Raw genomic sequence first — 20,378 nt, forward strand, 5'->3', positions numbered from 1 at the left:
AACCTGAGTGAAGCACAACGGAGTCCGGACAGTCGCTGGATAAATAAAATCGCTCCCCCGTTTCGCTGCGCTTCACCCAAGCTATAAGCACCTAGGCTACGTCCATTTTACTTGACTAATTTTAATGAAGGTTTACTTTTAGAAACAGTTGAGCCATCCGATTCAGCGCCAGAAGCTCCCGTAGATGCTGGAGGCGGTTCTTCCTCATCTTCAATTGCAAAGGCAATCCCTCTACCATTTTCTTTAGCATAGATTTCTAATACTGCTCCTGGTGGAACAAAAATTTGTTCTGTTTTTCCTGAAAAACGAGCAGTAAAAATGATTCGATCGTTTTCCAATAAAAGGCCGCGAGTTGCTGCAGGAGAAATATTTAACACAATACGATCATGATTCACGTGTTCTCTTGGAACCTGTACGCCTGAATATTCAGCATTAACCATAATATAAGGTGTTAATTCGTTATCTACTATCCAATCGTAGGCAGCGCGAATTAAATAAGGTTTATTTGATGTCATTGTCATATAATTATGCCGCTCTTAGTTGTCGCTCCGCATCAGTCAAACTTGTTTGAAACGATTCACGTTTGAACAAGCGCTGCATGTAAGCAATTATTCCTTTAAACTCCGGTGCAATTTCAATACCCAATCGAGGCAAACGCCATAATAAAGGTGCTAATGCACAATCCAACAAAGAAAACTCATCACTCAAAAAATAAGACTTATCCGCAAATACAGGATCCAGCGCAATTAAACTTTCAAACAAATTTGCTCTGGCCTGTTCCGCATTATCATCTCTTAAAATTCGGTTCATTAAATAATACCAATCATGCTCTATCCTGTGCATCATTTTTCGTGTTTCCGCACGAGCAACAGGATAAACAGGTAATAATGGTGGATGAGGAAATCGCTCATCTAAATATTCCATAATAATACGTGGCTCATAAAGCACAAGCTCTCTATCAATTAAAGTAGGAACGGTTCCATATGGATTAACTGATAACAGATCAGCGCTGGGTTCAGCCTGCTTGGCAGCAAGAATTTCTACATTCACCCCTTTTTCAGCCAACACAATCCGAACCTGATGGCTGTAAACATCGTCTGTATCGGAAAATAACGACATTATAGTGCGCTTCGCAACAATTGCCATGAGCAACTCCTATTTAATTCAACCTATAACAAAGGTAAGTACACACACAAAAACTCGCACTTTACCACATTTTTACCTTTTTGGGTTACTTTACGCCGATTTTTCGCCAATAAATTGTTTTTAAACCCCATGCGAGGAGCAATAAAATCGATAAAAAACTAATTACAAAATATCCCAAATGGTGACGTACTGACTGTACTGGTTCACCTACATATACAAGAAAGGTCACCAAATCTTGTAAATTTGTATCGAATTGTCCTGCGGATAAATCATGATTTAATGTTTCTAAAATATTTGGCATAGCAACATCCGGAACAAGATGGTTATTTGTACCAAAGGGACGAGAATCATCCTTATAAAAACCATTTAGATAACTATAGAGCCATTTAGTCCCTTTTTCTCTAGCAACTAAAGATAAATCTGGAGGTACTATCCCAAACCATTGTTTGGCATCTTCAGGTGGTAAGGCAATACGAATTGGATCATTGATTGTCGCTTGTGTAAAAATCAGATTATTTTTTAATAAATCTTGATTTATTTGACCATCAAACCCTACTAGACCTAACCCCTTGGCCATATGATTATAGCGCAAATATTTTAAAGAGTGACAACCAGAACAATAATTCATAAATAGTCTAGCCCCTCTTTGCAAACGAGTCTTGTCTTGCACATCAACTTTGACCGTATGCGCCCATCCAACTGGATTTAGGACTACGCATCCAAGCCATACACCCAAGTAAAAAGCTACTCCATGCATCCGCATCATTGCCCCCCTAAGCGAGAAGGCACTGGGCGTGGTAGTTCAAAACGAGTATAAAAAGGCATTAGTACAAAATAGGCAAAATAAAATACCGTACTCGCGCGCGCCAAAAACAAACGTATCGGAGTTACAGGAATTGTCCCTAAATATCCTAATAATATAAAAGCAGTCACCCCGAGAAATAACATAATCCTTGAGTAATTCCCTTTGTAACGCATTGAGCGAACCGGACTACGATCAAGCCACGGTAAAAAGAAAAGGAGCAATAAAGCAGAGCCCATACAGATAATTCCTAATAATTTATCCGGCACCGCCCGCAACATGGCATAAAATGGCGACATATACCACATTGGAGCTATATGATCGGGTGTAATTAAAGGATTTGCAGGTACAAAATTATTGTGCTCTAAAAAATATCCTCCCATTTCAGGAGCGAAAAAAACAACTGCAAAAAATAAGCTAAGAAAAGCAAGGACCATGACTAAGTCTTTAACAATGTAGTACGGGTGAAAAGGAATGCCATCTAAAGGATTGCCTTTCGCATCTAAGTGATTTTTAATTTCAATTCCTTCTGGATTATTAGAGCCAACTCGATGTAAAGCAACAACATGCAAGAACACCAAGAAAACGAGTAAAAATGGAATGGCGATTACATGTAACGCAAAGAAACGTTGTAGCGTAGCATTCCCCACAGAGTAATCCCCTCTGAGCCAGACAACAAGATGCTCACCGATATAGGGAATTGCACTTAACAAGGAGGTAATTACCTCTGCTCCCCAATAGGACATTTGGCCCCAAGGTAATAAATAACCAAAAAATGCGCCAGCCAAAAGTAAAATATATAAACACATCCCCAAAAGCCAAACCAATTCACGTGGTTTTTGATATGAGCCATAAAGTAACCCACGAAACATATGTAAATAAATAACAATAAAAAAAGCAGAAGCCCCTGTAGAGTGCATATAGCGCAGTAACCAACCAAAATTAATATCGCGCATTATATATTCTATAGAAGCAAAAGCCTGATCAGCGCTAGGAGTATAAAACATGGTAAGCCACAATCCAGTAATCAATTGATTGATTAAAACGACTAGGGCTAGTGAACCAAAAAAGTAAAAAAAATTTAAATTCTTCGGAAGATAATAGGCACTGAAATAATTTTTCCATGTGCTCATCAAAGGAAAACGCTCATCGAGCCAATTGAGGAGTCTATTCATTTAAGCAAGCCTTTTCTGTTACCAATCGTAAATTGCAGCCTGGGTGCAGCGAGCAAAACCCGGGGAACCATATTGTTTTATCATCCCGGGTTCCGCTTCGCTGCCCCCAGGTTACCGATTATGTGGACCTAGAATTTATGCTTTGTCCTCACCAATAACAAGAGTATGCTGATCGATAAAATAGTATGGTGGCACTTCCATATTAATGGGCGCAGGGACATCTTTAAAAACCCTACCGGAAAGATCGAAAGTAGAACCATGGCAAGGGCAGAAAAAACCACCTGGCCAGTCAGGCCCTAAATCGCCCAGATTGGGTTTGTATTTTGGAGAACACCCCAGGTGCGTACAAATCCCTATAAGAACCAAGTATTCCGGATTAATTGAACGAAACTCGTTTTTTGCATATGAAGGCTGCTGTCTCGTTACAGAATTTGGATCACGTAGTCTTGAAGAATCCGTTGTCAAACGCTGCAACATTTCTTTGGTTCGTCTAATTATCCATACAGGTTTACCGCGCCATTCAACAACCGCCTGCTCACCTGGTTCCAATTTACTTAAATCAACATGTACAGGCGCACCTTCAGCTTGAGCTTTGGCGCTTGGTAACCAAGAAGCAACAAAGGGGGTTAAAGCACATAAAGCGCCTATACCTCCTAATACACAGGTCGTAGTTAACAAAAATTGGCGACGATCTTCATCTACACGATCGTTTTTATCCTGTTCACGATCAGGATCCGTATTTACATTCACCATATCATTTTGCTTATGTAATGTTGTAACCAGAATGAAATGCGCACCTGGAATTACAATCATGAAAAGGCTAAGATTTCCCGGTTCCGCTTCGCTGCATCCAGGCTACGTGAAATAAAAAACCCCGCAGAAGCGGGGTTTTTTAACCAATAAACGATTAACGTTTTGAGTATTGAGTTGCACGACGTGCTTTGTGCAAGCCCACTTTCTTTCTTTCAACACGACGTGAATCACGAGTTAATAAACCACGTGCACGTAATCTTCTACGAACAGAATTTGGACTAGGCTCAGCATCTTCTGCTAATCCTGCTTCATCATAAGCAACTAATGCTCTTGCGATACCCAAACGCACAGCACCTGCTTGGCCAGAAACACCACCGCCAGATACTGTAATATAAGCATCAAATTTATTAACAAGGTCAACGGTTTCAAGTGGCTGCATTACAACCATGCAAGAAGTTTCACGGCAAAAATATTCCTGTAAAGTACGGCCATTTACTTTGATCTCGCCTTTACCTGGACGTAAAAAAACACGAGCTGTTGAACTTTTTCTACGACCTGTGCCGTAGTATTGCTTCACTTCAGCCATAATACTTATTCCTCAATATCAAGTTGCTTGGGTTGCTGTGCAGTATGTGGATGTTCGTTGCCAGCATATACTTTTAGCTTACGATACATCTCTCTACCTAAAGGATTTTTTGGTAACATGCCTTTAACAGCAAGTTCAATAATTCGAACAGGATTTCTAGCCTGTAATTTTTCAAAACTATCTGATTTTATTCCACCAGGATATCCGGTATGACGATAGTACATCTTGTTGGTAAATTTACGGCCGGTCACAATAACCTTTTCCGCATTAGTAACTACGATGTAATCGCCAGTATCAACATGGGGGGTATACTCAGCTTTATGCTTGCCACGTAAACGACGAGCAATCTCACTTGCTAAGCGACCCAAAACTTTGTCGCTGGCATCAACCACTAACCAGTCACGTTTGACTTCATGGCCTTTGGCACTAAATGTCTTCATTAAATGAACTCCGAACCGCCTAAATTGGTAATCTTCTATCATGGACGGGCGATTTTAACCAAAACAGAAACATCCTACAAGTAAAAAAGGATAAAAATTTATAAACAATTAATTAAATCCGCGTAAATATAACAAATTTCAAACAAGAATCATAATAATTTTTGTTCTATTGTTTAATCTGGATGAAGCAAAACGACATCATCATTAAGTTAATGGTTATTACCTTATCCTGCCTACTGCTGTTTGCGCAGAACGAAGAGAAAACACTATAGTTACTTAACTTAATGGCAATGCGCTGAAGAAGAGCCCCAGAAATCTAAACGTTTCATAATTTCAATTTTGGGTTCTGCCTCAAGACATCCAGACTACACATGGCTCTATCCATTATTCCTGGTCAATTAATAACTGCTCTGCAATGTTGCCAGAAATTAAATGCTGCTCAATAATTTCATCAATATCAGCAAAAGACGAATAGCTGTACCACACGCCTTCAGGGTAAATCACAATACATGGGCCAGAACTGCATCGCCCAAGACAACCAGATTTACTTACACGAACTTTACCCGGACCATGCATCTCCAGTTCCAAAAGTCGTGATTTCATATAATCAAAAAAAGGTTCACCACCGGTATTTGCGCAGCATTGCTTGCCTGCAGCCTTTTGATTGGTGCATATGAGAACATGTTTATTATAATAGGCCAATGGACTACTTTCCTATAGATTCAATTTTTGTTTTTAACTTCAAACCAGGTTTAAAAGTGACAACCCTCCTGGCTACTACTGGAATTTCTTCTCCAGTTTTTGGGTTCCTACCCGGCCTTTGTGGCTTATCCCTTAATGTAAAATTACCAAATCCTGATAATTTTACGTGATGCCCATGCTCAAGAGCATGTCGCAATTCTTCAAAAAAATTCTCGACCATTTCCTTTGATGCAGGCTTGGACAGTTTTAATTCATCACACAGGGTTTCTGCCATTATTGCTTTGCTTAGTGCATTCACGATTATTCCCTCAATATGATTGAAAATTTGTTTTCTAACATGTTGATTATAGCACTAATTAAAGAATTTATCTCGGCATCAACTAAAGTCCGACTTTCATCTTGCAAAGTCATAGCAACGGCAATGCTTTTCTTTCCTTGTGGAACTCCTTCACCGGTGTAGACATCAAATACATCAAAAGATTTTAACCAATTTTCTTTTATGGTCTCTCTGACAGCTGATTCAATCTGCATAATGCTGATTTCTGCATCAACCAAGAATGACAAATCGCGGCGAATTTGTGGGTATTTAGAAATCGTTTTATAACGAGGTGATTCATGCCCAATTAATGCCGCTAAATTGATTTCAAATAGTAAAACATCCTCTTGCAAATCTAATGCATCTGCAAAGCGTGGATTTAACATCCCTATCCATCCAGCGGGAACACCATTAATATGTATCTGGGCTGATTGCCCGGGATGTAACGCATCATGGGCTGCCGCTATGAACTCGACTTGTTTTAATTTAAGTGAAGCAAATAAAGATTGAAGATCGCCTTTTAAATCAAAAAAATCAAAGACTCGAGTAGGCTCACTCCAATTGACACTCCCTTGCTCTCCCATCAATAAACCGGCAATACAAGGGCGCTCAATAAGTTGCTCTTTGTTCACATCAAAAACCACACCGATTTCGAAAAACTTAACTGCATTTTGCTGACGATGAACATTATAAATCATTGATGCAATCAATCCTGGCCACATCCCCGCACGCATTTGCGATAGTTCAGAGGAAATTGGATTAAGCAACTGCATAAATTCTTTGTTTGGATAGAGTTCACGTTGTAATTCAGGATCAACAAAACTGTAACTTATCGTTTCATGATACCCTCTATTACTGAACCAATGAGATAGCTTCGCTGCTATTTCTTCATTACCGCATGCTTTCCCAGCCTGTACTAATGTAGTGGTAGGCTGTGCATGTAAATTATCATAACCATAAAGGCGGATGATTTCTTCGACTAAATCGACATCATATTTGATATCAAAACGGTGAGAAGGAATAGTGACCTCAAGAAAATTATTATGGTCTTTACCCACTACCACACCGAGTCCTTCTAATAAACTTTTCATTTCTTGTAATGAAATACTAAGTCCAGTTAATTTTTTCACTTTATCTGTATCAAAAGAAAAACAGACCGTTTCTGGTAGATATTTTTTATCGTGAGCTTCAATAACTGGTCCTACCTCTCCACCTGCGACTTCTAAAATTAATGCAGTAGCTCGTTCAAGAGCTTTCATTTGCAAGCATGGATCGACTCCTCGTTCATAACGTTGAGATGAATCACTGAATAAACCAAATTTTCTTGCTACGCCTGCAATAACAATCGGATTAAAATAGGCACTTTCTAAAAATACGTCTTGGGTATGCGCTTGTACTGAACTTACTTCTCCACCCATGATCCCAGCCATCGCCAAAGGTTTATCTTGATCAGCTATAACCAATACTTTTTCATTTAATGTTAATTCTTGACCATCAAGCAACACTAACTGTTCTTGATTATTACTAAAACGCACATTAATTTCACCGTTGATTGTTGCTAAATCAAAAGCATGCATGGGCTGACCTAATTCAATCATTACATAATTCATAACATCTACAATTGGGTGCAATGTACGAATACCACTGCGACGTAAACGCTCACTCATCCATAATGGTGTAGTGGCCTTAGGATTTATGTTACGAATTACACGGCCACAGTATCGCGGACAAGCATCTGGACTTTTTAACTGTATTGGAAGAGCGTCATCGATACTGGGTGTCACCTCAGAAATTGTTTTTTCTAATAAGGGTAATTTGTTTAAAACCGCTACTTCACGAGCGATACCTAAAACGCTAAAACAATCAGCTCGGTTGGGGGTTAAATCAATATCAAAAATATGATCATCAAGAGTCAAATATTCGCGTAAATCCATCCCTACTGGTGCATCGCTTTCTAACTCCATGATGCCTTCAGATTGTTCAGCCATTCCTAACTCGCTGACAGAACAGAGCATTCCTTGAGATAATTCACCTCGTAATTTGGATTCTTTAATATTAAAGCCTCCTGGCAAACGTGCGCCAATCATAGCCAACGCTACTTTTAACCCGGCTCGTACGTTGGAAGCGCCGCAGACAATTTGTAACGGTTTATCCATATTTGCATTGACTTCACATACAGTTAATTTATCTGCATTGGGATGAGGTTTGGTACTAAGAACTTCAGCAACGATTACCTGAGTAAACTCACCTGCTACCGGACTCACTGCATCTATTTCCAGGCCCGCCATAGTCAGTTGACTTGCTAATTCTTGCTCAGTTAATGAGTAATTTACCCATTCACGCAACCATAATTTACTTAATTTCATTTATAGTCCTTACCACCGGATTAAACTTTTTATTAGGTCCGCAGAGCTTACTCCGCTCCCGGACCACAATACTGAAAACAACAGATCAACAGTGCAAAACTTCTTAAAATTGACTTAAAAAAGTAAGATCATTTTCAAACATCATCCGTAAGTCATCTATTCCATAATATAACATTGCCAATCTATCCATTCCCATGCCAAATGCCCAACCTTGATATTCGTCAGGAGAAATATTCACAGCCTTAAGCACATTGGGATGCACCATGCCACAGCCTAAAACTTCAAGCCATCCAGTAAACTTGCAAGAGCGACATCCTTTACCACTGCATTGGGTACATTCAATATCAACTTCTGCCGATGGCTCTGTGAATGGGAAATAGGAAGGTCTAAACCGCAAAGCTAATTTTCGACCGAAGAAATCAGCAAACAAATCTTGGAGTAAGCCTTTTAAACTTGCTAAAGTAGCCTGCTTGTCAATCAACAAACCCTCAACCTGATGGAACATGGGGGTATGAGTCAAATCAGAATCACATCGATAGACACGGCCAGGCGCAATTAAACGAAAAGGAGGTTTGCGTTGTTCCATAGCACGAATTTGAACTGGGGAAGTATGCGTTCTCAATAAACGGCCATCACCAAAATAAAAAGTATCGTGCATTGCACGTGCTGGATGATGTCCAGGAATATTTAGTGCTTCGAAATTATAAAATTCAGTTTCTATTTCCGGACCATCAACAATATCAAAACCCATACGGCTAAAAAACTCATTAATTCGATGTTTCACTTGAGTTACAGGGTGTAAGGAACCACTCTCTTTCTTACGTCCAGGAAGAGTCACATCAATACGCTCAGCTGAAAGTTTTTCTAATAGTTGCTTTTCTTTGAGTTCAAGCATTTTGGTTTCAATCAAAGTACTGATTTCACGTTTTGCCTGATTTACTAATTGACCTACTTTAGGTTTCTCTTCGGCGGATAAATGAGCCAGTCCTTTTAAAATTTCAGTCAGCTTGCCTTTCTTACCTAGAAAATCAACACGAATTGACTCTAATCCAGATACATCTTGTGCATTCTTAATTGCTTCAGAAGCTTGCTCTTGTATGGTGATGATATCCTGCATAATTATACCCACAAGTAAAAAGGAGGCCGCAGCCTCCTTAAAATAAATTTCATCTTTTTAGCACTTAATTGAATGTATTCTGGGTTCCGCTACGCTTCACCCAGAGCAATGCGCGTCATTAAGTACTTTAAATAGATTATTTTGCTAATGCAGCCTTAGCTTGTTCAGCAATTGCAGCAAAAGCTATTTTGTCATGAACAGCTAGATCAGCCAATACTTTTCTATCCAGATCAATTGATGCTTTTTTCAATCCATCAATTAAACGGCTGTATGATAATCCGCACTCACGAGCTTGTGCATTAATACGAGTAATCCACAATGCACGGAATTGACGTTTTTTCTGACGTCGATCGCGATAAGCATATTGACCCGCTTTAATTACTGCTTGTTTAGCCATGCGGTAGGTCCGGCTACGGGCTCCGTAATAACCTTTGGCTTGGTCTAAAACTTTCTTGTGACGTGCTTTCGCTGTCACACCACGTTTAACTCTTGGCATTCTTCATTCCCCCCTTAACTACCGTGCAACATGCGTTCTGCTAAACGAGCATCGCATGGCTTCAAAGTACCAGACTCTACGCGCAAATGACGCTTCGCCTTAGTAGACTTCTTGGTGAGGATATGGTTTCTATAAGCACCACGACGTTTAATCGCGCCACTTGCTGTCTTACGGAAGCGTTTAGACGCTCCGCGATGTGACTTTAACTTCGGCATAACAATATACTCCGCATTTGTTCAGCTACTTAGTTTTTTTGGGTGATAACACCATCAGTAATTGTCTTCCTTCGCGTTTTGCTTGCTGTTCGACAACAGCAAATTCAGCTGTATCTTGCTGTAAACGCTCAAGAATCTTCATACCGAGTTCTTGATGAGCCATTTCACGACCACGAAAACGCAGCGTAATTTTGACTTTATCACCATGATTTAGGAAACGGATCAGGTTGCGTAGCTTGACCTGATAATCCCCATCTTCCGTCGTAGGACGGAATTTCAATTCTTTGACCTGAATTTGCTTTTGCTTTTTCTTCGCTTCAGCTTGTTTTTTGCTCAGTTCAAAGAGAAACTTACCGTAATCCATGATACGGCATACAGGAGGCTTGGCTGTGGGAGATATTTCCACCAGGTCCAATCCACCTTCTTCCGCTGCTCGCAGGGCTTCACGTGTTGAGACAATTCCTGCCTGATTACCATCGACATCAATTAAGCGTACCTCAGGTACATTGATCTGTTCATTAATTCGTGCGCGATCATTTTCACGCTTAGTTGGTGCACTAATGGTTTAATCCCCCCTGCTTGTTAATAGCAATTGATCCTTTTCGAGCAATTTCTTGCGCCAAGGTATCACAAATTGTATCTATTGTCATCACACCTAAGTCTGTTCCCTCACGAGAGCGCACTGCGACTTGGTTTGATTCAACTTCTTTATCCCCTATCACTAAAAGATAAGGTACTTTTTGCAAAGTATGTTCGCGAATTTTAAAGCCAATCTTCTCATTTCTCAAGTCATAGTTGGCACGAATACCTCTTTTTTGTAAAATTTGGGTAACCTTTTGGGCATACTCATTCTGTTTTTCGCTAATTGTTAGTACTATCGCTTGCACCGGGGACAACCACAAAGGAAATTTTCCTGCGTAATGTTCTATCAAAATTCCCATGAAACGCTCAAACGAACCTAAAATTGCACGATGTAACATAACAGGAATTTGTTTGCTACCATCTTCAGCCACATATGAGGCATCCAAACGACCAGGCATCGAAAAATCAACTTGTATGGTTCCACACTGCCAAATTCTACCTAAACAATCAGCTAAAGAACACTCAATTTTAGGCCCATAAAACGCCCCTTCACCTGGAGCATCAACCCATTCTATATTGCGATCTTTCATTGCTTGCTTTAAAGCCGCTTCTGCTTTATCCCAAACATCATCACTACCAACTCGCTTTTCAGGACGTAATGCCAATCGATATTTAATCTGATCAAAGCCAAAATCAGCATACACAGACTGAACCAGCTCGAGCATCATCGCTACTTCGGATTGAATTTGATCTTCTGTACAGAAGATATGAGCATCATCTTGAACCATATTACGAACACGCATCAAACCATGTAATGCACCTGAAGGTTCACAACGATGACAATTACCAAACTCCGATAATCTTAAGGGTAAATCTCTATAACTTTTTAACCCTTGATTGAATACTTGCACATGGCATGGACAATTCATTGGCTTAACTGCATAGTGACGATTTTCAGTTTCAGTGACAAACATCTCGTCTCTAAAATTAGCCCAGTGACCTGATTTTTCCCAAAGAACCTTATCAACTAATTGGGGTGTTTTAATTTCTTGGTAACCAAAATCAACCAATCGATGACGCATATAGCGTTCGAGCTCTTGATAAATTGTCCAACCTTTGGGATGCCAAAATACCATCCCAGGTGCGATATCCTGGAAGTGGAATAACTCTAAGCTTTTCCCTAATTTCCGATGATCGCGTTTTTCAGCTTCTTCCAGACGAAATAAATAATCGGTCAACGATTTCTTATCAGCCCAAGCTGTACCATAAATACGTTGCAACATTTCGTTATTGGAGTCACCGCGCCAGTAAGCTCCCGCTAATTTAGTCAGCTTAAATGCCTTCAAAAATCCTGTGGAGGGCACATGAGGACCACGACAAAGGTCTTCAAAATCACCTTGCTTATACAAAGACAACACTTCATCTTTAGGAATATCTGCAATAATTTTAGCTTTGTACTCTTCGCCAATACTCTTGAAATATTTAATTGCCTCATCACGGGGTAATTCTCTACGCGTCACAGGATAATTCGCTTTGGCTAATTCCATCATTTTCGCTTCGATGGACTCTAAATCTTCTGGAGTAAAAGGTCTTTGAAAGGCGAAATCATAATAAAAGCCATCTTCAATAACAGGACCGATAGTGACCTGTGCAGTTGGGAAAAGACTTTTAACCGCTTGTGCTAATAAGTGTGCCGTAGAATGACGAATTACTTCAAGGCTTTCATCTTGTTTTTCTGTAAGGATGACTAATGCACAATCATTCTCAATAAGGAAAGAAGTATCGACTAAGCGATCATTGATACGGCCTGCTATGGCAGCTTTAGCTAAGCCAGGACTTATGCTATGAGCGACCTCATAAACAGTTAAAGGCGCTTCAAAATGTTTTATACTTCCATCAGGCAATTTAATGTTTGGCATAATTTTATCCGTAAGCACTTCTTTTCAAAAAAAAACCCTGCATGGCAGGGCTTAAACCTTAATTTAAGAGGAGTCAATCTTAAGCATCATCCCAAATGAAAGCGGGCGCTCCTGGAATACGATTTAGTTGCATGGTAGGCACGAGTGGGATCGAACCACCGACCACCACCATGTCAAGGTGGTGCTCTACCACTGAGCTACGTGCCTATAAAACGACCTGCATACACATTGGGGTGAAGTATATAATAAGGTGATATTACAAAGCAATCATTTACCTAGAAAAAACGGATGAATCCATCTTGATCGTGTTAAAAAGGCGCAATTGCTTTTACTAGGTCCCAATTTTATGAAATGGCCAGTTCACGTCTATATAATGGCGCTTGCAATAAAAACTCATTTATATTGTGTTTCACCACCTCTTGAAAGCAATTATTATAAGCAAATACTTTTCGTTGTCGCTCAGAGCTTGTTCCTGAGGCCATAATCTCTTCAAGCGTTGCAAAATAGTTTCGATAATTCAGCTGCTCAATGTATGGTTTTAATTTCTCAAGCCACTCTTGCAAATCATCGCGCATTAGTTTTATTTTACCATCAGTATTCATTACTAACTCAGCGTCTAAGCCATGGCGAATGGCCCGCCATTTATTTTCTCGAGAAAGCCAATAAGGAGGATAAGCGACTGCTTCCAGCCAACCTCCATTATCAGCAAACCAATGGGCGAGAGTATGAATGAATGCTACTAGAGCTAATGTTTCTGCTAATGTAGCCGTACCATCACAAACACGGATTTCAAGCGTCCCAAAATTTGGACTGGGTCTTAGATCCCACCATAAATCTTTAAGTGATTTTATAGATCCACAGGCCTTAAGTGTCTTATATAGATATTCGAAATCCTGCCATGAGCGTACATGATAAGGTTGCCCGGCTGTAGGAAGAGCTTCATAGGTGGTTGGACGACAAGAAGAGAGTCCCGTATCAATTCCTTGCCAAAAAGGGGAGCTTGAAGACAGCGCTAATAAGTGCGGTAAAAAATACATGAAAAAATTGTTAAATCGGATGCATTCTTCTCCACTGGACATACCTAAATGCACATGCAGTCCATATACGCTCATACGACGAGTAAGCCATTGATTGCGATCAATCAACTCCTGATAACGAGTTGTAGGCGAGATATGCCAATCGGCATATTTAGAAAAAGGATGAGATCCAGTGGTTGCAAGCAAGATTCCAAGTTTTTTCGCAACATGTTGAAGTTCAAATAGTGAAGCAGACAGGTCCTCTTCAACTTCTTGCACAAGATTGCATTTAGCAGTATTTACTTCGATTGTACTTAAATAAAATTCTGGCTTAACCTTCTCAAGGTGAGACATAGCCTTCAAGACTTCTTCTGCTCGAGAACATAGATTATAGGTTTCAGAATCAATAAGTTGCAGTTCAACTTCTACTCCCAAAGTCAGTATTCCGCCACTGTTAAATTGAATTTCTTCTTTTGAACCGAATACAGTATCTTGGGTTTGCGTAGACAAGGATTCGTTGAGTTGACTTTGCATAATTAATCCTTCTTTTTATTATTGATAGCTGGAATAGTATGTTGAAAGTCCCTCTTTAATATTTTTGAGGAGCTCTATACAGTTGATTTAAATAGTGATGTACAATAAATATACCCTTAAATATTCATATCTGTTGAAATAATTCGCACACAAATCATTTTAAATAGTAATGGTTAATACGTTCAATTTCAACCTTGAATTTTTATAAGACAATCGATGAACACTATTGAGCCCAATCAAATAAATCCAAATATTGATTTTGAAATCCAATCTGAACAGCGTTCTAAAAGCATTATTCTAGCCTTACGCAAAATAATGCAAGAAATGGATTTTCATTCCAGACGATTAAACAAATGTTATGGTTTAACCGTACCGCAAATCATCTGTTTGTATGAAATTTATGAAAATGGGATTATGACCATCTCTACTCTTTCTAAAAAAGTCTATCTATCAATGAGCACTTTGGTGGGAGTAATCGATAGGCTGGAAGAAAAAGAATTGATTCATCGTACTCGAGACAATAAAGACCGCCGTATTATTTATATTGATATTACTGATAAGGGAAAAGATTTTGTTCATGCCTCCCCCTATCTGCTCCATAACAGACTTAATGAAAACCTCCGATCTTTGGATGAGCAAGAACAAATAACGCTTGCTAATTCTATTAACTTATTAGTCAATTTATTAAAATGACATATAAATCAAATAGGTTATGGATATTCCCTGTCTTAAATTAAAGTCTAGTTACCTTATAATTTCATAGAGATTTTCTATTAAAATCAGTTAAGAACTTGATAGAAAGGCTCAAATGGAGGGGAACCATTCAAGCCAAGATATGCGAGGTGAACCGCTATGAGTTATCCACCTTTTCTCTATTGGACTGTACTATGATATTTTTTCCATCGTATATCACTATTTCTTTATTGGACTAAAAAGAACCTTTCCATAGGTTTCGCTGGAATTATACTTCGTTTGTCTTTTATGTCAACTATAAGTTTCCAATGGAAACCTTAAGTTTCGAATTCATATATTTTTTGCATGTTTTGTTTCTATTGATTATAATTTATTTACTTTTAAATTGGGGGATCTATACCACTATGGAAAAAGTTAACCTAGCAAAACAGTTCGCTGAACGCCTGCGTGATGCCATGATCGCAGCAGGATTTAATTCACAACGGTCTACTTCGGGTGTTTGCATTCATAAGCTAGCAGAAATTACAGGCTATTCCTTACAAATATGCCGAAAGTATCTTCGCGGCGAAGCCATTCCTGATCCCGTTAAATTAGTAGGAATCGCAACGAAACTTCATATTTCACCAGGATGGTTGTTATTTGGCGACTCCCAAAATGACCAAGGAATTGCCCAAGAAAAAATATCTATTAATAAAAATTTACTTCATTATATTTTCTCTAAAGCGTCCAGCCTTTATAACGATATGCTTCCAGAACAAGAAATACCCAATTTTTTAATTGAATTGATCCATGATGTCAGTCTAATTAATGCAGATGAAGAACAGTCAAAAAAAATTATTGACTTGGCTTTAGCCTCGCTGAAACACTTTAGTCATTCATATGGAGCATAATAAAATGACTCTTATAAGATGGCCAACAAAGAAATAATGACCATCCTATAATTCAACGCACATTAAGAGAGCGTTAATTTAAACCTATGTGCTCATTCAGGTCGGCGCCCAAGCTCAAGATGATTTCATCTTAAAATAACCCTAACTCATTGATTTTGATTTCCACCACCACTTTCTTTAGGAGCAGGGGCTTCTATTACCGGCTTTTCAATCTTGGGTACTTCAATTTTTTGTGCCTGACCTGTTGGGGCATTAACGTTTATACTTTCTCCAGTTCCAGTAGGCGAAGTTTCTATTTTTGCGAAAATAAAATACAAACCAATAAATACTATAATCACCATCGCAATTACTGCGACTACAACAAGGTTACTAGAATTTTGATCCCTCATGATAATTTCCTTGTAATATGTTTGATATTTATTCTCCTACAAACCATTAAATTTCTCTCAATAACAAACTTGTTATCTTTATCCTATCATTACCGTAGTCGTCGAAATTTACACCCTCTAAATTGTATGTTATTATAACAAGTTGGCAAACAAACAACCGGAGATGAGGGATTCTTCGCTAGTAAGATAATCTCAAATCAAATTTGCCTGCTGATCCACCTAATGGAACAAGAACTCCGTTCCATATATTTCGTCGTTTGACCGAATAGTGGTATCATTGCATTTTAAAAACACACTGAGTTTATATGTTACTCCACGGTCTTTTCATCATTGGTATTTGTGTTGAAGCAATCACCGGCGCGTTAGCGGCCGGTCGTAAAAAAATGGATTTTTTTGGTGTTATGTTGATTGCGAGTATCGCTGCATTAGGTGGTGGTACTGTTCGAGATGCTCTCTTTAATACTTATCCTCTAACTTGGGTTATTCATCCTGAATATTTACTGTACACATCAATATGTGCATTCCTGACTATATTCATTGCCCATTCATTAATTCGCATCATGAAAATATTTTTAATTCTCGACGCATTGGGATTATCTACTTTTGTAATTATTGGCACGCAAAAAGCACTCAATCATGGTTTATCACCAAGCATTGCCATTATTAGTGGTATGGTCACGGGCATTTGTGGGGGTATGTTACGGGATATTCTCTGCAATGACATCCCTTTAGTATTAAGAAAAGAACTTTATGCAGTTATTGCTTTGGCGGGAGCAGTACTGTTTACTACCCTCAACTATTTTAATATTTCAGAAAATCTCAACGTGATTATTACACTCATTAGTATTTTTACTACACGACTATTAGCCATTTTTTTCCATATTGAAATACCAATATTTGATTATTCGGAAAGTATTAAAAAGCGGAAAAGAAAATCATAGAGTAAACAGAATTTTAGAAATGTAGCCTGATGAAGCGACGCACGGGAAATATCCTGGGTGAAACCCGGGTTTGCTTCGCTTCACCCAGGTTACCAAGCCCTCTTAGACTTCTTTAACTGCGATAATACTTACTTCTTCATCAGGCACATCAGCGTGTCCCATACGTTGCCCAGTCTTAACTTTAGCAATCGCGTCAACAACATCCATACCTTCAACAACCTCACCAAATACACAATATCCATAACCCTGCATATGATCGCCGCTGTAGTTCAAAAATGCATTATCAGCAACATTAATAAAAAATTGCGCTGTTGCAGAATGAGGGTCCATAGTTCTTGCCATTGCAATAGAACCGCGTTTGTTTAGCTTCGCATTCTTAGCTTCATTTTTAATAGGCTCGCGAGTTGATTTTTGTTTCATCTCTGAATCAAGCCCACCACCTTGAATCATAAAACCGGCAATAACACGATGGAAAATTGTATTATCGTAAAAACCACTGCGCACATAATTAAGAAAATTTTCTGCTGTAGCTGGAGTATTTTCTGTATCTAACTGTAGATGAATATCACCTTTAGATGTGCTAATTACAACCATTAATATCTCCTGTCATTTTTTAAATTAATTGATGATCTTAATATATGTAAAAAGACAATGCTTTTTACAAGATATTATTCGTTATATGAATATGACATAAATGCAAGTGCCTTTTAATTGGCACTTTCATTAATTATTAACTCTCGCATTTTATCACAAACATCATGCATTACATGAACATTATGAATGCTTGCCAATGCTGTAAATAAATTTGCTTTTTGTTTTGTTAACTGATGTAAATAAGAACGAGAGTAATTACGGCAAGTGTAACACGTACATTGCGCCATAATTGGCGACATGTCATCAGCAAAACAGGATTTTTTTATTTGAATTCGTTCATTCTCATACTCACTGGCAAAGCGAAACCAATTGCCTTCTCGAATCAACTCACCGCAATATAAAGACCCATGCCGAGCATTACGTGTCGGCGCGACACAATCGAACATATCAATTCCTTCTGCGACCACATCCAAAAGGTCCTGAGGGGACATTCCCACCCCCATGGTATATCGTGGTTTATTTTCTGGTAAATAATCGCGTACCCAACGAATAACTTCCACAGTGGTTTGCATATCAAAACCAATTGTTTCACCGCCAATTGCAATTCCTTCGGTATTCATAGAAGAGATAAAATCTGCACTTTCACGACGTAAATCTTTAAAAGTCCCTCCTTGAATAATGCCAAAAAGTGCTTGCTCATAACCATATCGGGAAGTTGGATATTGTTGATGATAATTCATGGATTGTTTCAACCAACGATGTGTACGCGTCATAATATGACTGACCTCATCTTTAGTGCAACTATCTGGCGTGCACTGATCAAAGGCCATAATAATATCCGCACCAATAATTTTTTGGGTTTCTAAGGACATTTCCGGCGTCATATGAATTAACCGCTGACTCCCCGGTAATCGAAAATGTGCACCTTCCTCATCAATCGTACAAATTTCTTTATTCTTGGATAAACTAAAAACCTGAAAGCCCCCACTATCCGTTAACATCGGTCCATGCCATCCCATAAAAGGATGCATTCCCCCTGCTTTTTCGATGACATCCATACCTGGAGCACACAACATATGATAGGTATTTCCCCCTAAAATGATTTGACTGTGTGCATCATGCAATTCAGTGGGAGTCATATTATTTACACCAGCACGCGTACCAACCGGCATAAAAACTGGGGTTATAAATTCACCATGAGCCGTAGTTACACGCGTCACTCGCGCTTGAGTAGAGGAGTGTTTATGCAACACATCGCAAGAAAAGGTTTTCATCGGATAGAAATAATTCAAAAATGCCGATAATAGCTAAGTCAAACTCAGATTACCAGCATTAGGCTTGTTAATAATTAATCAATAGTTTTCTTTTACATACCCTGCAGTAAACAATAGACCGATAAGAAGTAGCGTAAAAAACCAGATTATACCTGGAATTGATGAGGATCCACCCCTAATCAACGAAACAATTTGCCACTCCAGTAAGTTTCGAAAGAACTCTAATTTATGATATCATGCGCAAAATCTATGGAAGCATGATCCTATTCATCCAAAATTCTAAAAAGGATATATATGTATGCCCAGTTCAAATTCTAATTTATTCATGATCGATATAGAAAGTACTGAACTTTCAGATATTGAACGGGAAATCATAAAACATCCTTTAATCGGTTCCGTGATTTTGTTCACTCGTAACTTTTCAAGTCCACAACAGCTGGAACTTTTAATTGATGAAATCCGCGAAATCAATCCCCATATTTTTATAACTACCGATCATGAAGGGGGTTTTGTGCAACGCTTTTTGCGTCAGGGATTTCGTGCTTTGCCTGCTCCTCGTGTTTATGGGGATGCATATGATCTTAATCCGGAAGTCGGCATCAAACTTGCACGACAATACGGCGAAATTATGGCCAAAGATCTACAAACTTGCGGTGTAGATTTAAGCCTTGCTCCGATCCTTGACCTACATGATAAAAGTCTTATTATTGCACGCCTAGATCGAGCTTTTCACCATAATCCTGATGTAATTGTTGCTTTAGCAGGGGCTTTTATTGAAGGAATGAATGCCGCTGGCATGCCCGCAGTTGCCAAACATTTTCCAGGACACGGTTCGGTGAGTGGCGACTCACATAGTACAATGCCCGTATCTCTTACCTCGATGGATGAGTTGAAAAACAAAGATTTAAAACCGTTTATCGAGCTGATCAACAAAGGGTTACTTAGCGCTATCATGCCCGCGCACGTAACTTATAAGGCAGTTGATGCAAATAAACCCGCTGGCTTTTCAAGCATTTGGTTGCAGGAAATATTACGTCATGAATTGGAATTCACAGGTTTGATTTTAAGCGATTGCTTAAGCATGACTGGCGCCGATATTGGCAATTTAATGACCCGGACGGAGGAAGCTCTTAACGCAGGTTGTGATATGTTGATCATCTGTCACCAGCCACGGCATGTATTGCTGGAATTATTGCAAAAAATCACTTTATCTCAATCACCAGAATCAGCCGCTCGTATTGTTCATTTTAAAAATCAGATGCTTCGCTTCGCACATCCGGAAACAACTCAGCCCAAATCATATTTATCCCCAATAGGACAAGAATGCGACCCTGCTACTGTTAGCCAAAATCTGCAGTTCAATACTTCAAAAACAATTTAGGTTCTCATGAAGCTGAAAAGAATAAAGATGATTCCTTGATTTTAGTGAATG

At 39.0% G+C, this 20,378-nt stretch carries 23 protein-coding genes and 1 tRNA gene; 4 read left to right on the forward strand and 20 right to left on the reverse strand.

Annotation, left to right across the window (positions count from 1 at the left end):
• Positions 1-107: 107 nt before the first annotated feature.
• The 17 genes from ACWTEW_RS16565 to ACWTEW_RS16645 form a co-directional block, all read right to left on the reverse strand.
• Positions 108-521: a ClpXP protease specificity-enhancing factor gene (locus ACWTEW_RS16565; protein ID WP_454782761.1), complete on the reverse strand. Its 414-nt coding sequence runs from the start codon at positions 519-521 to the stop codon at positions 108-110.
• A gap of 4 nt (positions 522-525) precedes the next feature.
• Positions 526-1,146, reverse strand: coding sequence for a stringent starvation protein SspA (sspA, locus tag ACWTEW_RS16570; protein WP_454782762.1), 621 nt, complete (start codon positions 1,144-1,146; stop codon positions 526-528).
• 85 nt (positions 1,147-1,231) lie between these two features.
• Positions 1,232-1,909 (reverse strand): cytochrome c1, encoded by a 678-nt coding sequence (locus tag ACWTEW_RS16575; protein ID WP_454782805.1) that lies wholly within the window; start codon positions 1,907-1,909, stop codon positions 1,232-1,234.
• Positions 1,909-3,123, reverse strand: coding sequence for a cytochrome b (locus ACWTEW_RS16580; protein WP_454782763.1), 1,215 nt, complete (start codon positions 3,121-3,123; stop codon positions 1,909-1,911). The genes ACWTEW_RS16575 and ACWTEW_RS16580 overlap by 1 nt, the downstream gene beginning before the upstream one ends.
• A 135-nt stretch (positions 3,124-3,258) precedes the next feature.
• Positions 3,259-3,876, reverse strand: a complete 618-nt coding sequence (gene petA, locus ACWTEW_RS16585; RefSeq protein WP_454782806.1) for a ubiquinol-cytochrome c reductase iron-sulfur subunit — start codon at positions 3,874-3,876, stop codon at positions 3,259-3,261.
• Between the two features lie 154 nt (positions 3,877-4,030).
• Positions 4,031-4,462: a 30S ribosomal protein S9 gene (gene rpsI / locus ACWTEW_RS16590; RefSeq protein ID WP_454782764.1), complete on the reverse strand. Its 432-nt coding sequence runs from the start codon at positions 4,460-4,462 to the stop codon at positions 4,031-4,033.
• A gap of 5 nt (positions 4,463-4,467) precedes the next feature.
• Entirely contained in the window at positions 4,468-4,902 is a 435-nt protein-coding gene (gene rplM / locus ACWTEW_RS16595) for a 50S ribosomal protein L13 (protein WP_058468779.1), read from the reverse strand.
• Between the two features lie 384 nt (positions 4,903-5,286).
• A complete protein-coding gene (locus ACWTEW_RS16600) occupies positions 5,287-5,604 on the reverse strand; it encodes a (2Fe-2S) ferredoxin domain-containing protein (protein ID WP_454782765.1) in 318 nt (105 codons plus the stop codon).
• Between the two features lie 4 nt (positions 5,605-5,608).
• A complete protein-coding gene (locus tag ACWTEW_RS16605) occupies positions 5,609-5,902 on the reverse strand; it encodes an integration host factor subunit alpha (protein ID WP_019234608.1) in 294 nt (97 codons plus the stop codon).
• A 2-nt stretch (positions 5,903-5,904) separates the two neighbouring features.
• Positions 5,905-8,286 (reverse strand): phenylalanine--tRNA ligase subunit beta, encoded by a 2,382-nt coding sequence (gene pheT, locus ACWTEW_RS16610; RefSeq protein ID WP_454782766.1) that lies wholly within the window; start codon positions 8,284-8,286, stop codon positions 5,905-5,907.
• 103 nt (positions 8,287-8,389) lie between these two features.
• Entirely contained in the window at positions 8,390-9,403 is a 1,014-nt protein-coding gene (pheS, locus tag ACWTEW_RS16615) for a phenylalanine--tRNA ligase subunit alpha (RefSeq protein ID WP_454782767.1), read from the reverse strand.
• A gap of 136 nt (positions 9,404-9,539) precedes the next feature.
• Positions 9,540-9,899 (reverse strand): 50S ribosomal protein L20, encoded by a 360-nt coding sequence (gene rplT, locus ACWTEW_RS16620; protein WP_058468783.1) that lies wholly within the window; start codon positions 9,897-9,899, stop codon positions 9,540-9,542.
• Between the two features lie 14 nt (positions 9,900-9,913).
• Complete coding sequence (rpmI, locus tag ACWTEW_RS16625; RefSeq protein WP_454782768.1) at positions 9,914-10,114, reverse strand: 50S ribosomal protein L35; 201 nt, start codon at positions 10,112-10,114, stop codon at positions 9,914-9,916.
• 25 nt (positions 10,115-10,139) lie between these two features.
• The gene (gene infC, locus ACWTEW_RS16630; RefSeq protein WP_110143594.1) at positions 10,140-10,676 is read right to left on the reverse strand and encodes a translation initiation factor IF-3; all 537 of its coding nucleotides are present in this window, start codon (positions 10,674-10,676) and stop codon (positions 10,140-10,142) included.
• On the reverse strand, positions 10,672-12,615 hold the full coding sequence (gene thrS / locus ACWTEW_RS16635; protein ID WP_454782769.1) for a threonine--tRNA ligase: 1,944 nt from the start codon (positions 12,613-12,615) through the stop codon (positions 10,672-10,674). Before thrS ends, infC begins: the two co-directional genes overlap by 5 nt.
• Before the next feature lie 132 nt (positions 12,616-12,747).
• Positions 12,748-12,822, reverse strand: a tRNA-Val gene (locus tag ACWTEW_RS16640).
• Positions 12,823-12,959: 137 nt separating this feature from the next.
• The gene (locus ACWTEW_RS16645) at positions 12,960-14,165 is read right to left on the reverse strand and encodes a carboxylate-amine ligase (protein WP_454782770.1); all 1,206 of its coding nucleotides are present in this window, start codon (positions 14,163-14,165) and stop codon (positions 12,960-12,962) included.
• Positions 14,166-14,381: 216 nt separating this feature from the next.
• Here ACWTEW_RS16645 and ACWTEW_RS16650 point away from each other — a divergent pair, with 216 nt between their 5' ends.
• Entirely contained in the window at positions 14,382-14,858 is a 477-nt protein-coding gene (locus ACWTEW_RS16650; RefSeq protein WP_454782771.1) for a MarR family winged helix-turn-helix transcriptional regulator, read from the forward strand.
• Positions 14,859-15,262: 404 nt separating this feature from the next.
• A complete protein-coding gene (locus ACWTEW_RS16655; RefSeq protein WP_454782772.1) occupies positions 15,263-15,748 on the forward strand; it encodes a helix-turn-helix domain-containing protein in 486 nt (161 codons plus the stop codon).
• Between the two features lie 146 nt (positions 15,749-15,894).
• Here the strand turns inward: ACWTEW_RS16655 and ACWTEW_RS16660 are convergent, their stop codons facing one another.
• Positions 15,895-16,137, reverse strand: a complete 243-nt coding sequence (locus ACWTEW_RS16660; protein WP_454782773.1) for a hypothetical protein — start codon at positions 16,135-16,137, stop codon at positions 15,895-15,897.
• Positions 16,138-16,442: 305 nt separating this feature from the next.
• On the opposite strand from ACWTEW_RS16660, the gene ACWTEW_RS16665 reads away from it, so the two are divergent.
• On the forward strand, positions 16,443-17,078 hold the full coding sequence (locus tag ACWTEW_RS16665; protein WP_454782774.1) for a trimeric intracellular cation channel family protein: 636 nt from the start codon (positions 16,443-16,445) through the stop codon (positions 17,076-17,078).
• Between the two features lie 102 nt (positions 17,079-17,180).
• Here ACWTEW_RS16665 and ACWTEW_RS16670 read toward each other — a convergent pair whose 3' ends face one another.
• Together ACWTEW_RS16670 and tgt are read right to left on the reverse strand one after the other, a co-directional pair.
• Positions 17,181-17,672: a peptidylprolyl isomerase gene (locus ACWTEW_RS16670; protein ID WP_454782775.1), complete on the reverse strand. Its 492-nt coding sequence runs from the start codon at positions 17,670-17,672 to the stop codon at positions 17,181-17,183.
• Positions 17,673-17,785: 113 nt separating this feature from the next.
• Positions 17,786-18,946, reverse strand: a complete 1,161-nt coding sequence (gene tgt / locus ACWTEW_RS16675; protein ID WP_454782776.1) for a tRNA guanosine(34) transglycosylase Tgt — start codon at positions 18,944-18,946, stop codon at positions 17,786-17,788.
• A gap of 298 nt (positions 18,947-19,244) precedes the next feature.
• Here tgt and nagZ point away from each other — a divergent pair, with 298 nt between their 5' ends.
• On the forward strand, positions 19,245-20,327 hold the full coding sequence (gene nagZ / locus ACWTEW_RS16680; RefSeq protein ID WP_454782777.1) for a beta-N-acetylhexosaminidase: 1,083 nt from the start codon (positions 19,245-19,247) through the stop codon (positions 20,325-20,327).
• Positions 20,328-20,378: the final 51 nt, after the last annotated feature.

The organism is Legionella stuttgartensis, assembly GCF_977063405.2.

Bases quoted from the DNA above. Each gene is read 5' to 3' on its own strand.
- ACWTEW_RS16670 (WP_454782775.1), bottom strand. From the start codon at position 17,672: ATGGTTGTAATTAGCACATCTAAAGGTGATATTCATCTACAGTTAGAT.
- ACWTEW_RS16565 (WP_454782761.1), bottom strand. From the start codon at position 521: ATGACAATGACATCAAATAAACCTTATTTAATTCGCGCTGCCTACGAT.
- ACWTEW_RS16655 (WP_454782772.1), top strand. From the start codon at position 15,263: ATGGAAAAAGTTAACCTAGCAAAACAGTTCGCTGAACGCCTGCGTGAT.
- tgt (WP_454782776.1), bottom strand. From the start codon at position 18,946: ATGAAAACCTTTTCTTGCGATGTGTTGCATAAACACTCCTCTACTCAA.
- thrS (WP_454782769.1), bottom strand. From the start codon at position 12,615: ATGCCAAACATTAAATTGCCTGATGGAAGTATAAAACATTTTGAAGCG.
- rpmI (WP_454782768.1), bottom strand. From the start codon at position 10,114: ATGCCGAAGTTAAAGTCACATCGCGGAGCGTCTAAACGCTTCCGTAAG.
- rpsI (WP_454782764.1), bottom strand. From the start codon at position 4,462: ATGGCTGAAGTGAAGCAATACTACGGCACAGGTCGTAGAAAAAGTTCA.
- nagZ (WP_454782777.1), top strand. From the start codon at position 19,245: ATGCCCAGTTCAAATTCTAATTTATTCATGATCGATATAGAAAGTACT.
- ACWTEW_RS16575 (WP_454782805.1), bottom strand. From the start codon at position 1,909: ATGCGGATGCATGGAGTAGCTTTTTACTTGGGTGTATGGCTTGGATGC.
- ACWTEW_RS16650 (WP_454782771.1), top strand. From the start codon at position 14,382: ATGAACACTATTGAGCCCAATCAAATAAATCCAAATATTGATTTTGAA.
- rplT (WP_058468783.1), bottom strand. From the start codon at position 9,899: ATGCCAAGAGTTAAACGTGGTGTGACAGCGAAAGCACGTCACAAGAAA.
- ACWTEW_RS16665 (WP_454782774.1), top strand. From the start codon at position 16,443: ATGTTACTCCACGGTCTTTTCATCATTGGTATTTGTGTTGAAGCAATC.
- petA (WP_454782806.1), bottom strand. From the start codon at position 3,876: ATGGTGAATGTAAATACGGATCCTGATCGTGAACAGGATAAAAACGAT.
- ACWTEW_RS16660 (WP_454782773.1), bottom strand. From the start codon at position 16,137: ATGAGGGATCAAAATTCTAGTAACCTTGTTGTAGTCGCAGTAATTGCG.
- ACWTEW_RS16580 (WP_454782763.1), bottom strand. From the start codon at position 3,123: ATGAATAGACTCCTCAATTGGCTCGATGAGCGTTTTCCTTTGATGAGC.
- pheS (WP_454782767.1), bottom strand. From the start codon at position 9,403: ATGCAGGATATCATCACCATACAAGAGCAAGCTTCTGAAGCAATTAAG.
- ACWTEW_RS16645 (WP_454782770.1), bottom strand. From the start codon at position 14,165: ATGCAAAGTCAACTCAACGAATCCTTGTCTACGCAAACCCAAGATACT.
- rplM (WP_058468779.1), bottom strand. From the start codon at position 4,902: ATGAAGACATTTAGTGCCAAAGGCCATGAAGTCAAACGTGACTGGTTA.
- sspA (WP_454782762.1), bottom strand. From the start codon at position 1,146: ATGGCAATTGTTGCGAAGCGCACTATAATGTCGTTATTTTCCGATACA.
- pheT (WP_454782766.1), bottom strand. From the start codon at position 8,286: ATGAAATTAAGTAAATTATGGTTGCGTGAATGGGTAAATTACTCATTA.